The 12,023-nt window shown below is 70.3% G+C and carries 12 protein-coding genes; 6 read left to right on the plus strand and 6 right to left on the minus strand.

The features are described from left to right. Positions 1 to 12: 12 nt before the first annotated feature. The gene (locus ACCC97_RS08980) at positions 13 to 669 is read right to left on the minus strand and encodes a putative glycolipid-binding domain-containing protein (RefSeq protein WP_237726052.1); all 657 of its coding nucleotides are present in this window, start codon (positions 667 to 669) and stop codon (positions 13 to 15) included. A gap of 2 nt (positions 670 to 671) precedes the next feature. Here ACCC97_RS08980 and ACCC97_RS08985 point away from each other — a divergent pair, with 2 nt between their 5' ends. The 3 genes from ACCC97_RS08985 to ACCC97_RS08995 all read left to right on the plus strand — a co-directional run bounded on the left by ACCC97_RS08985 (position 672) and on the right by ACCC97_RS08995 (position 3,391). Then, positions 672 to 1,193: a C4-dicarboxylate ABC transporter substrate-binding protein gene (locus ACCC97_RS08985; protein WP_413332403.1), complete on the plus strand. Its 522-nt coding sequence runs from the start codon at positions 672 to 674 to the stop codon at positions 1,191 to 1,193. Then, the gene (locus tag ACCC97_RS08990; protein ID WP_413332405.1) at positions 1,194 to 2,684 is read left to right on the plus strand and encodes a TRAP transporter large permease subunit; all 1,491 of its coding nucleotides are present in this window, start codon (positions 1,194 to 1,196) and stop codon (positions 2,682 to 2,684) included. A gap of 86 nt (positions 2,685 to 2,770) precedes the next feature. Further along, positions 2,771 to 3,391 carry a hypothetical protein gene (locus tag ACCC97_RS08995; protein ID WP_413332407.1) on the plus strand — a complete coding sequence of 207 codons (621 nt, stop codon included), beginning with the start codon at positions 2,771 to 2,773 and terminating at the stop codon, positions 3,389 to 3,391. Between the two features lie 24 nt (positions 3,392 to 3,415). Here the strand turns inward: ACCC97_RS08995 and ACCC97_RS09000 are convergent, their stop codons facing one another. Further along, on the minus strand, positions 3,416 to 4,255 hold the full coding sequence (locus ACCC97_RS09000; protein ID WP_413332409.1) for an RNase A-like domain-containing protein: 840 nt from the start codon (positions 4,253 to 4,255) through the stop codon (positions 3,416 to 3,418). 138 nt (positions 4,256 to 4,393) lie between these two features. On the opposite strand from ACCC97_RS09000, the gene dinB reads away from it, so the two are divergent. Further along, positions 4,394 to 5,611 carry a DNA polymerase IV gene (gene dinB, locus ACCC97_RS09005; RefSeq protein WP_413332411.1) on the plus strand — a complete coding sequence of 406 codons (1,218 nt, stop codon included), beginning with the start codon at positions 4,394 to 4,396 and terminating at the stop codon, positions 5,609 to 5,611. A gap of 7 nt (positions 5,612 to 5,618) precedes the next feature. Continuing rightward, the gene (locus ACCC97_RS09010; RefSeq protein WP_413332413.1) at positions 5,619 to 6,302 is read left to right on the plus strand and encodes a TIGR02117 family protein; all 684 of its coding nucleotides are present in this window, start codon (positions 5,619 to 5,621) and stop codon (positions 6,300 to 6,302) included. 6 nt (positions 6,303 to 6,308) lie between these two features. Here ACCC97_RS09010 and ACCC97_RS09015 read toward each other — a convergent pair whose 3' ends face one another. Further along, positions 6,309 to 7,355, minus strand: coding sequence for a purine-nucleoside phosphorylase (locus ACCC97_RS09015; RefSeq protein ID WP_007830348.1), 1,047 nt, complete (start codon positions 7,353 to 7,355; stop codon positions 6,309 to 6,311). A 144-nt stretch (positions 7,356 to 7,499) separates the two neighbouring features. Here ACCC97_RS09015 and ACCC97_RS09020 point away from each other — a divergent pair, with 144 nt between their 5' ends. Then, positions 7,500 to 8,687 (plus strand): DNA topoisomerase IB, encoded by a 1,188-nt coding sequence (locus ACCC97_RS09020; RefSeq protein WP_413332416.1) that lies wholly within the window; start codon positions 7,500 to 7,502, stop codon positions 8,685 to 8,687. On the opposite strand, the gene ACCC97_RS09025 is transcribed toward ACCC97_RS09020, so the two are convergent. From ACCC97_RS09025 to ACCC97_RS09035, 3 genes are all read right to left on the minus strand, one after another. Next, entirely contained in the window at positions 8,630 to 9,310 is a 681-nt protein-coding gene (locus ACCC97_RS09025) for a hypothetical protein (RefSeq protein WP_413332417.1), read from the minus strand. The two genes, ACCC97_RS09020 and ACCC97_RS09025, sit on opposite strands and share 58 nt — an antisense overlap. Positions 9,311 to 9,492: 182 nt before the next feature. Beyond that, positions 9,493 to 10,995 carry a class I adenylate-forming enzyme family protein gene (locus ACCC97_RS09030; protein WP_007830342.1) on the minus strand — a complete coding sequence of 501 codons (1,503 nt, stop codon included), beginning with the start codon at positions 10,993 to 10,995 and terminating at the stop codon, positions 9,493 to 9,495. A 3-nt stretch (positions 10,996 to 10,998) separates the two neighbouring features. Continuing rightward, a complete protein-coding gene (locus tag ACCC97_RS09035; protein ID WP_007830341.1) occupies positions 10,999 to 11,985 on the minus strand; it encodes a Bug family tripartite tricarboxylate transporter substrate binding protein in 987 nt (328 codons plus the stop codon). Positions 11,986 to 12,023: the final 38 nt, after the last annotated feature.

Below are 12,023 nucleotides of genomic sequence, written 5' to 3' on the forward strand. Positions count from 1 at the left end.
CGCGCTCCGGCGTTACTTTTCGGCGACCCAGAGCCGCGGATAGTCGCGCACGAAGCTGTCTTGCGTCACGCCCAGCGTCGCCGCATAGTCGAAGCGCTTCGCCTCGTAGGCATATTCGGTGTCGCTGCGCCGCTCGTAGCGCTGCATCAGCTCGCTCAGCACGCCGCCGCCGTCGAGGTCGACCCAGGCCGCCGGCGCGTCGGCGCCCTCGCCCTTCGCCAGGTTGAGCCGGCGCAGTTGCAGCAGGTTGGTGGCGGGCGTGAAGCCCAGGTCGAGGTCGACGCAGTGCGACAGGTCGGGCACCGCCTCGTCGTTGAGCTTCCAGCGGCCGTGCGCGTCACGGGCGATCGACAGGTCGACGGCCGAGTCGCCGAGCCAGCCGCGCACCGTGCCCCATTGGGTGTGCCAGTGCAGGTCGCATCGCACGCGGTAGTGCAGCTGGCCGTTGCGGCCGTCTTCCAGCCGGAACACGGCCGCACCATCGAGTTGCCAGGCCGAAGCATTGCGTTCGAGGCGGCAGGCGTCGTGGCCGGGTACATCGAGCCTGCGCCAGAGGATGGAGGCGACGGTTTGCATGGCGCGGATGATGGCACCGGCATGCTCCACCACGCAAGCCATGACCCGCGGCGCCCACAGGTGGAAGTCAGGTTCGGGGAACAGGATCGCCACGCATGACACCACCGGCCGAAACACCAGAGACCCGCCCCGCGCCACCGGTGCCGCGCGGGCTCGACTGGGTCGACCGCGCGGCGATGCCCTTCGCCATCGCCATCGCGCTGCTGCTGTTCGCGCAATGGCCGCTGCGCGACCTTGCCGGCTCGGGCAACGGACCGACGCAGGCCAACGACCTCGCGCAGTGGCTGTTCGCGCTGTACGTGGCCGTGGCGCTGCGGCATGCCGGGCGCCGCGGCGCGCATCTGGTGGCGCGGCCCGACCTGGCCGCCGACACCGCCGGGCCCTATGCGCGGCTGCGCCGCATCGGCGCGGCGCTGTGCGTGCTGCCGTGGGCACTGTTCCTGATCGCGACGGGCACCGTGCCGGTGCTGCGCGCGGTGGCCGCGTTCGAACTGTTCCCCGACACCTTCAACCCCGGCTATTTCATGATCAAGGTGGCGCTGCTGCTGCTCGCGGTGCTGCTGGCGGTGCAAAGCGTGCTCGACCTCTGGCACGAACGTCGACTGCCCGGGCAATAGATGGCCTGGCTCGGACTCGCCCTGCTCGCGCTGGCCCTGGCGCTGATGATGACCACCGGCTGGCCGACCTATGCCGTGCTGCTCGGCGTGTGCACGCTGGGCGCAGCGGCCGGGCTGGCGTTGGGCGCGTTCGATGTCGCGTTGCTGCAGAACCTGCCGTGGCGCATCGTCGGCCTGCTGGAGCACGATCTGCTGCAGGCGCTGGCGCTCTATGCGCTGGTGGGAGCGCTGCTCAACCGGCTGGCGCTGGCCGAGCATCTGTACAACGGCCTGCGCAAGGCGCTGGCCTTCGTCGCGCCACGCGCGGCACCCGAGCTGGCCGGCATGGTGCTGGGCCTGATGCTCGCGCCGATGAACGGCTCGGTCGGCGCCAGCCTGCTGATGCTCGCGCGCACCGCCGGCAAGGGCTGGGCACGCGAAGGCCTGCCCGCGGCACGGCGCACCGCGCTCGTGGCCGTGACCAGCACGCTGGGCGTGATCGTGCCGCCCTCGCTGGTGTTGCTGCTGCTCGGCGACGCGATGCTGCGCGCCCACACCGAGGGCGTGAACATGGCGCGCGCGCTGGCGCTGCCCACGGCTGCCGCCGGCGCAGCCAACCGCATCGTCAACACGCAGGACATCCTGCAGGCGGCGCTGGTGCCGGCGGCGGCGTTGCTGCTCGGCTGGCTCGCGGTCGCGTGGTTCGGCGCACGGCGCAAGCCCCGACCCGTGGCGCCGCGCGAGCCTATGGATTGGCGCGAAGGTTGGACGCTGCTGCTCGTGCCCCTGCTGATCGGCGCGCTGCTCCTGCTGGTCACGCTGGGCAAGGTGCGCGCGGTCGAGGGCGCGGCCGCCGCCTGCGTGCTGCTGCTCGGCTGGGGCGTGGTGTCGCGCCAGCTCACGCGCCCCGTGCTGTGGCAGGTGCTCGACGACGCCATGGCGCTCACCGGCGCGCTGTATGCGCTGCTGGCGGCCGCCACCACCTTCTCGCTGCTGCTGCGCGGCTTCGGCACCGACGGGCTGATCGCGCGGCTCATGCTGGCGCTGCAGGGGCATCCCATGGTCGGGCTCCTGGTGGTGCTTGCCGTGCTGCTGGCATGCGCCTTCGTGCTCGACGCCTTCGAGCTGATCTTCCTGATCGTGCCCATCGTGATGCCGCCGGTGCTCGCGCAGCTCGACGACGCGGCCTGGATCGCCACGCTCACCCTGCTGGTGCTGCAGGCCGGCTTCCTGCTGCCGCCTTTCGGCTATGCGCTGGTGCTGGCGCGCGGGCAGGCCGCGCCGCGTCCGCCAGTGGCCGCGGTGGCACGGGCGCTGGCGCCCTACCTGGCGGTGCTGGCCACCGTGACCGCGCTGGTGATGGCGCTGCCGGCCACCACGCGCTGGCTGCGCACCTCGCCCACCGCGCTCGCGCCGGCCGAGCCGATGAACGATGAAGCAGTGGACCGCCTGATGCGCGAGATGGCACCGCCCGACGCCGGCGACAGCACCGCGCCACCCGAGGAGAGATAGCACTCGCGGTGTGCCGCACAACGCGCGGCACACGACCTTCGACGCGGGCTAACATCGTCCGCTCGACCATTCAGAGGAGCGCGCAAGTGGAACCCTGGTTCGCCGATGCCAAGCCGATCAACTCGCTGGAGCCCGAGATCGCATTTCATTTGTGGGACGCGTTCAACGCTGCGCCGTACCAGCGGCCCGAGCCGCTCGCATTGCCGGAATTCCAGCGCGCCGAGCGCTTGCGAGTGCGCACCTCGGAGGCCATCGGGCACGAGGCGGAGCTTGCCGCGTACTACGGCCAGGTGGCCGCGCTGGCCCGGCAGCACGCATTGAAACTCCACCAGGTGCGCCAGTATTTCTGGATGGACCTGCGGCTCGACAACGAGGAGGCGGACGTGCACCTGTCCTTCCCCTGGTACGACACCTTCTCTTCCATGGACCACTTCCTCGTCGCCGTGGCCGGGCACGACGAGGGCAATATCTACGACGACCAGGACCAGGGCTGGGCGGTGGAGGTCTGGGCTCGCAACGGTACGCTCTACATCCGCGAAATCGACCCCGATTCCGAAGAACCCGGCCAGGCCGTTGCGCTGCCCAGGGCCGGCCTGCAGGCCCGCATTGCCCCGCTGCGCGAGCGCACCGCGAAGCTCGTGGCCCGTCTTGCAAGCGAGCTCGGCGCCGACGTGTGGACGACGGGCGAAGCCCCTTCTTTCCCGTAGGCCTGCTGCGCCGCGCCGCGGCGCTCAGATCGGATAGGCCGTGAGGATGTAGAACGGCTTGCCGTTGTAGCTTTCCATCTTGAGGATGATCCGCACGCCGGAGAGGTCATTGACGGCCGTGCTGCCGAACTGCACGCCGCGCCCCACCACGTAGCTCAGCACGTGCTCCAGCTCCGGCGACTTGCTGCCCGCGGCCGCCCCGCGCGACCACGCGCGCACCGCGGCGGCGTTGACACGCAGCGTCTCGGTGATCGCGCGCTCCGCGGTGGCAAGGTCGCCAAAGGTGGACACGGCCCTGGGACCCGGCCGGGTGGCGGTTCGCACCCTGGCCAGCAATTGGGCGTCGGTCTGCCCGACATGCCGCGCCATGGTGTGGCCGCCCAGCCTCGATCCCGCTGCAGCCTCGTGCTCCACCAGCCGGATACGGCCGCCGCGCATCACGGCGACGATGCGTGCGGCTCCCAGCCCCGATGCCACGACCAGCGGCACCGCCACATCCACCGCAAGCCCGATGCCATCGGCCGTGTCGCGCGAAGCGCCCAGCGCCTCGGCCGCCGAGCTGGCGGTCACGGCGGTGGCCGTGCGCTGCGGCGTGCCGGTCCAGATCTGGCGGCCCGACGTCGCCATGGTGTCGAAGCTGTGCACGCCCAGCACCACGCAGCCGGCCTTGGTCACCATCGTGGGTTCGGGTGCGACGCAGAGCACGCCGGCGCCGACCAGTTCCACGACACCGCCCACCAGCCCCACGGTGCCCCAGAGCCGGTTGCTCCAGCTCGCGGATTCGGGCACGTCCTGCCCGCCCAGTACCGCGGCCATCTGCACCGGCGTCAGCGCGATGCTCAAGCCTTCGACTTCGTCATCCATGCCATTTCCCTTTCCCATGCCATCGGAGGGTCCATCTGCAATCGGCCGCATTCTTGCACGCAGTCGCCCGGCAGGCGAACACCGCCGGAGCGCGAGACAATCGTCAACGTGAGTTCCGAGCCCCCGACATCCCCTCCGATGCGCCGCATCGCCCACCTCGACATGGACGCCTTCTACGCGTCGGTCGAGCTGCTGCGCTATCCGCAGCTCAAGGGCCTGCCGGTGGTGATCGGCGGCGGCAGGCGGCGCGTGGACGAGGCCATCCGCGACCTGCCCGAGGGCGGCACGCTGGCCGACATTCCGGTCGCGGCCTTTCCGCTGCTGAAGGACTACACGGGCCGCGGCGTGATCACCACCGCCACCTATCCCGCGCGGCAGTTCGGCATCGGCTCGGCCATGGGGCTCATGAAGGCCGCCAAGCTGTGCCCGCAGGCCATCATCCTGCCGGTGGACTTCGACGAGTACCGGCGCTATTCGCGCGCCTTCAAGAACATCATCCTGGAGGTCGCCCCGCTCATGGAAGACCGCGGGGTGGACGAGGTGTACATCGACTTCACCGACGTGCCCGGCGGCCAGCGCGACGGCGGGCGCTCGCTGGCTCGGCTGATCCAGACCGCCATCTTCGACGCCACCGGCCTGACCTGCTCCATCGGCGTGGCGCCCAACAAGCTCATCGCCAAGATGGCGAGCGAGTTCAACAAGCCCAACGGCATCTCGGTGGTCTACGAGCACGACCTCGAAACGCGCATCTGGCCGCTGCCCTGCCGCAAGGTGAACGGCATCGGGCCGAAGGCCGACGAGAAGCTCAAGCGCTTCGGCATCGAGACCGTGGGCCAGCTCGCGGCGCGCGACCGCGACTGGCTCGTTGCCACCTTCGGCAAGGCCACGGGCGCGTGGATGCACGAGGTGGCCTGGGGCCGCGACAACCGGCCGGTGGTGACCGAGAGCGAACCCGTGTCGATGAGCCGCGAGACCACTTTCGACCGCGACCTGCACGCCGTGCGCGACCGCGCCGAGCTGGGCGCGATCTTCACCCACCTGTGCGAGCAGCTGGCCGCCGACCTGCAGCGCAAGGGTTACGTGGGCAAGACCATCGGCATCAAGCTGCGCTACGACGACTTCAAGATCGCCACGCGCGACCAGACCATCGAGCGCTTCACGTCCGACGCGAAGACCATCCGCCACACGGGCGGCCTGTGCCTCAAGCGCGTGCCGCTGGAGCGCCCGCTGCGGCTGCTGGGCGTGCGCGTGGGCGCGCTGGCGAAGGCGGGCAGCCCTGAGGCGCTCGCGCCCACCGGGACCGGCGCGCACCGCGCGGCACCGGAGCCCACATCGACCACCGCGTCGCTGTTCTGAAAACGCCGTGGCGAAACGCTGGCTGCGCCGCATCGCCTTCACGCTGCTGGGCTTCGTCGCGCTGACAGGCCTCTACCTGATCGTGGCCTGCGCGCTGGTGTTCTGGCCCGCCAATGCGAGGCCTGCGGACGATGCACCGGGCGACGTACAGGCCTGGGTGCTGAGCAACGGCGTGCACACCGACTACGTGTTCCCGATCCGCTCGGCCACCATCGACTGGCTGCAGGTGTTTCCGCTGAAAGACTTCAGGGCGCCGCCGCCCGATGCCGAATTCATCGCCATCGGCTGGGGCGACCGCGAGTTCTACCTGAACACGCCCACCTGGGGCGACCTGACGGCGGCGCGCGCCTTCGGGGCGCTGTCGGGCGGCAACCGCGCGCTGATGCATGTGGGCTACCTGCGGCGCGAACAGCTGGCGCGCGGGGCCTACAGCCTGCCGCTCTCGCACGCACAGTACGCACAACTGGTCGGCTACGTGCGCGCCGCCCTGCCCTCGGGCCATGCCTCACCCATCGCCGGCGCGCACTACGGCGACGACGACGCCTTCTACGAAGCCGAAGGCGGTTATCACCTCTTCGAGACCTGCAACACCTGGACCGGCCGCGGGCTGCGGCAGGCAGGCGTCACCGTCAGCCGCTGGACGCCGTTCGACTTCACGGTGACATGGCACCTGAAGCCTTCACGGCCCTGAACCCGCTCAGGGCTTCGGCACGCCGCCCTGCCACTTCGGCCAGTTGGTCACGATGTGATCGACCACGCGCGAGCCCACCAGCTCGATGTTCTCCACCGTCTCCGCGAAGCCGCCGGCCGTTTCGCCCGGCGCCGGGTCCAGGTGCTGCAGCGTGGTTTCCTTCGGGCTGCCCTGGTCGAAGTTGACCGCGCCGCGCAGGCTCATCACGCGGTCGGTGCCGTGCGTGCGCTTGATCACGAGGGTGATGGCGGCGGCTTCCATTTCGGTGATGACGTAGTCGTCGGCGCCGTAGAGCCCGGCGATGTATTGCGCCTGCTTCGACATGCCGGGGCCATGGAAGAAGGTGTCGCCGGTCATGTGCGTGCCGGTGCCGACGAAAGGCGCGCGGCGGGCCGCGGCGTCGGGGTAGCGCAGGCGGTACTTGCGCGCGCCGTCCGAATCCTTGAGCGGCGTGTCGGCCGAGAGCCTCATGGCCCAGCTCACGAGGTCGGGGTTGAGCTTGAAGCGGCGGTACTCCTCGTAGCCCTTGCGCGGCATGAAGGTCGGCTCGCCGGGCTTGTTCTCCTCGGGGGCCCAGCGGTGGCCGAGGTCGTAGTCGACCAGCCAGGTGGCCCAGCTCACTTCGCCGATGGTGCCGCGCGAAGGCGGCGTGCCGGCCACGCCGGAAATCACGTAGTAGCTCTGTGAGAAGTCGAACTGCGGGTTCAGCAGGATCGCCTGCATCGACGACGACGAGTTGACCTTGCCCATGCCGAGCACCGCGCCGCACACGCCGTCGGCATTGCAGTACACAGGCTGCAGCGCACCGGGCACCGCAATGGGCTTGGCGCCCTTCCAGTAGCGTTCGTACCAATGTTGGAACTCGCCGGCGCGGTCGCCCGTGTTCTGGCCGATCTCGAACATGGCGGCGACGAAGACCTTGACCTTCACGGGCGCGCCCGGGGCCGAGGCGGTCGGAGTGGAAGTGGTGGACGCGCAGGCCGTGAACAACAGCGCTGCGGCAGGCACCGCCAGCCAGCGGGCGGTGAAAAGCGTGGACCTGGAAGAAGTCATTCTGGAACCCGTTCAAGAGGAAAGAAGAAGAAGGCGGCGCAGGCGCACAAGCGCGCCTGCCGCACCGAGGGCGCTTGCGGCGTCCTACAACCGGCGATTGTCGATGCTGGCAAAAGCGCGATGTCACGCCACCACGCAAACCCCATGCCGGCCTCTTCCCCTCCTGCCAAGCCGCCTTTGAAGCCGACGCCCATCGCCAACGGCCTCGTCTACGTGAACCCCGGCATGCCCGGCATCCGCCGCCTGAAGCACGGCGAGCGTTTCCGCTACCGCGACGCCAATGGACAGTGGCTGCGCGACGTGGACGAGATCGCGCGCATCCGCATGCTGGCCATCCCGCCCGCCTACACCCAGGTGTGGATCTGCCCGCTGCCCAACGGCCATCTGCAGGCCACAGGCATCGACGCGCGCGGGCGCAAGCAGTACCGCTACCACGCCGACTGGCGCTCGATGAAGGACGAAACCAAGTTCGATCGCCTCGAAGCCTTCGCGCTCGCGCTGCCGCGCATCCGCGCCCGCGTGGCGCGCGACCTGCGGTCGACGAAAGGCCGCAAGACGCCCGACCGCACCCAGGTGCTCGCGGCGGTGGTGCGCCTGCTCGACACCACGCTGCTGCGCGTGGGCAACGAGGAATACGCGAACAGCAACGGCTCCTACGGCCTCACCACGCTGCGCAGCCGGCACGCCGCCGTGCAGGGCCAGGCGCTGCGGCTGCGCTTCCGGGGCAAGAGCGGCGTGATGCACGAGGCGAAGCTCGACGATCCGCGCGTGGCCCGGGTGGTGCGGCAATGCCAGCAGCTGCCGGGGCAGGCGCTGTTCCAGTACGAGGACGAGGACGGCGAACTGCGCGGCATCTCGTCCACCGACGTGAACGACTACCTGGCCGAGGCCGCGCAGGGCGAGCGCTTCACCGCCAAGGACTTCCGCACCTGGCACGGCACGGTGCAGGCGCTGGAGCTCACCTTGCTGGCCTGCGAACCGGGCCGCGTCGCTACCGACGGCAGCCGCTACAGCGCCAAGGACATCCTGGCTGCCGTCGCCAGGCAGTTGGGCAACACGCCGGCGGTCTGCAAGAAGGCCTACGTGCATCCGGCGGTGCTGGCGTTGGGCAGCGCGCTCTCGGATGGCGACGAGGCCACGGGTGTGCTGTTCGAGAAGATCGCCGCGCACCGCACCACCAAGCCCTCGCGCGGGCTGCATGCGGCCGAGCGGCGGCTGCTGGCCTTCCTGCGCGCGCAGCGGCGCGGCCATGCGGCGCGCAAACGCGGAAAGACTCAGTTGCCGGTCGCGAGCACGAGGCGCACGCTGTCGCCTTCCAACGCCACGGCGTAGCCGAGGTCTTCGGCCAGGTTCTGCAATGCGACGGCGTCGATGGCCAGCGCACGCGGCGCACGGTGCGCGTCGAGCACGGCATGCGTGCCGCCGGGTTCGCGCGGCAGGGCCGTGAGGCGCAGCGCGTTGGCGCCGTCCGCCTCGACCCGGATCGCCCCGGCCTCGGCCGCGCCGTCGTGCAGGTAGCCCAGCGCACCGAGGAACAGGTAGCGCAGCGCAGCCGCGGCGGGCCAGCGATGCTCGTCTTCCTGCGGGTCCAGCGAGGCGTCCGCATCGAGCGTCACGCCGTGCAGGTCGAAGGCAGAGCGCATCAGGGCCACGCACTGCGCCACCAGCGCGCTGCGGGTGATGCCGTCATCCGTGGTGGCCAGCTCCCAGTCGCGCAGGGAGCGGATGGCCTCGACCAGTTCGGACACCTGATTGTCGATCAGCGCCACGCGCTCTTCGCAGGCGGCGGCGTCGATGGTGGCTGCGCCGACCTGCCGCTTGAGCATCAGCAGCGCCATGCGGACCACCGAGACAGGTGCCGCCATGTCGTGCCGCAGGGCGGGCAGCGCGCGCGTGAGCAATTCGTGGCGCACACCGGCGGCAATCCAGCTGCGCGCACTCGGCGAGAACTTCATTTCGCAGCGGCCACGGGCGTCGGGTTCATCGGCACGGTCACGGGTACTTCCTGAAACGAGGGGGAATAACAAGTATCGGCCCCACCTCCCCCCCCCGGGTGTAGGAGCGTGCCTACGATGGCGCCGGCACAGGGCCCGGCCCCTACCTCCAGGCCTTCGCAGGCCGCGATCTTCAGCTGAAATCAGCCCGCGGCCGGCCCGCAGCGCGCCTGCAGTTCGCGCTTGAGCAGCTTGCCGTTGGCGGTGGTGGGCATTGCATCGATCACCTCGATGCGGGCCGGGCGCTTGTAGGGCGACAGGTGTTCGACGAGGTACGCGCGCAGCGCCGCTTCATCGAGCACCGCGCCGGCCTTTAGCTCGACGAAAGCGACGACCTGTTCGTTGCCATCGGCCTCGGGCACGCCGACCACCGCGCACAGGTGCACGCCGTCGAAGCGGCCGACGACGGCCTCGATCTCCGCCGGATAGACGTTGAAACCCGAGCGGATGATCATTTCCTTCAGCCGCCCGACCACGAACAGCGCGCCGTCCTCGCCGAAGCGGCCGAGATCGCCGGTGGCATACCAGCCGCCGGGTCGCATCACCTGCGCCGTGGCGGCGGCGTCGCGGAAGTAGCCGAGCATGAGGCCGGGCCCGCGCAGCCAGATCTCGCCGGTGGCGCCGGGTGCGGCGTCGTTGCCGTCGAGGGTCACGATACGGGCCTCGCCCCCCTCCACCGCATACCCCGCCGCGGTGTCGGCGCGCGGCGACTCGGTGCGTGTGAGAAACACCGAGCCCGCGTACTCCGACAGCCCGTAGCCATAGTGCAGCGGCTGCCCGAACAGCTGCTCCACGCGCTGCTTGAGCGCCGGGTCGAGCGGCGCGGAGCCGGTGTAGACGTAGCGCAGTTGCGGAAAGCACGGCGCGGCCTCCTCCGCCTCGATGTGCGCCAGCAGCCGCGCATACATCGTCGGCGGCCCGAGCAGGTTCGACACCTGCTCGTGCGCCAGCGCGTGCAGCACGTCGGCCGGCGAGAAGCTGCCGCGCAGCACCAGCGCCGCGCCGCCCGTGAGCGCAGCCATCAACACCGTTCCGATGCCGAAGATGTGCGTCATCGGCAGGAAGGCATAGACGCGGTCGCGCTCGCCCAGGGCGCGCACCTGGGCCGACACGCGGCCGAAGTGCAGCAGCCCGCGGTGCGACACCATCACGCCCTTGGGCGTGCCCGAGGTACCGGAAGTGAAGATGATGGCGGCCGTGTCGGCCAATGCCGGATCGGGCTCGGTGCGCGCTTCGGCACGCACGGCCGAGCGCATCACGCCACCGAGCGCCGCGGCCGTTGCACCGGCCCTCTGCGCATGCTTTTCAGCGGCTTCGGAGGCGGCGGCCGTGAAGCAGCAGACACGGGCATCGGCGCGCTCGACGATGGCAGCGATCTCGCCCGGCGACATGCGCGCATTCACGCCGCACGACCATGCACCGACGCGGCTGCAGGCCATGAGCAGCGCGATGTGCGCCGCGCAGTTCTCGGCCACCAGCACCACGCGGTCGGTCGGCCGCACGCCGGCGGCCAGCAGGTCTTGCGCGGCAACGTCGACCATCGCCTGCAGCGCGGCATAGGTCGTCGTGCCCGCAGGCTCGAAGAGGAAAACGGCATCGGGCGTGCTTGTCGCGCGTTCTTCCAGCAGGCTGTGGATGCGGCGCATCGGCTATTCCGCCTCGATGCCCTTGGACGCGGTCGCCCAGAGCTGGCGGTCGGACTTGCCCTTGGCCGCCAGCAGGTCGGCCGCGCCGGACCACACGTCGTAGCCCTGCTCGCGCAGCCGGCTCGCGATGTCCTCGCGCGCGAGCATCTTCTGCACAGCGGCGTTCATGCGCGCCACCAGCGCCGGGTCCATGCGCGCCGGACCGTACAGGCCGAACCAGCCGCCCACGTCGTAGCCCGGCACGCCCGATTCGATCATCGTCGGCACCTCGGTCAGCATGCGGTTGCGCTGGCGCGAGGTGACGGCCAGCGCGCGCACCTTGCCGGTCTGGATGAAGGGCTTCGAGGTGGCGATGATGTCGAACATCATGGTCACGGTGCCGGCCATCACGTCGGCGAGCGCGGGCGCACTGCCTTTGTAGGGCACGTGCGTGAGCTGCACGCCGGTCATCTTCTCGAGCAGCGCGCCGCTCAGGTGGTTGGACGCGCCCACGCCCGCCGAGCCATAGAACACCTTGCCGGGCCGTGCCTTCGCATAGGCCAGCAGCTCGGCCACGCTGTGCACCGGGACTTCGTTGTTGACCACGAGCACGTTGGTGTAGTCCACCAGCGGCGCGATGGGCGTCAGGTCCTTCATCGGATCGAAGGCCATGTGGCGCTGCACGTTCGGGTTGATGGTGATGGTCGGGCTCGCCCCGAAGAACAGCGTCGCGCCATCGGGCTGTGCTTTCGCGACCGCGTCGCCGCCGAGCGAGCCGCTGGCGCCGGGCCGGTTGTCGACGATGACCTGCGTCCCGAGTGCCTGGCTCAGCGCGGGCGCGAGCAGGCGCGCGGCGCCGTCCACCGGGCCGCCCGCGGAATAGCCGACCACGAGCTTGATGAGGGACGGCAAGGACTGCTGCGCGAAGGCGCGATGGGGCACGGCGGCCAGCGCCGCGCTGCCCGCCAGCGCGGCCACCCATTGCCGGCGCGAAAAGTCGATCGAGGTCATGAGCGTTGTCTCCTGTTATGAATTGCTTTGGCGGCTGC

The organism is Variovorax sp. Varisp85 (genome assembly GCF_047304045.1).
GTDB lineage: Bacteria > Pseudomonadota > Gammaproteobacteria > Burkholderiales > Burkholderiaceae_C > Variovorax.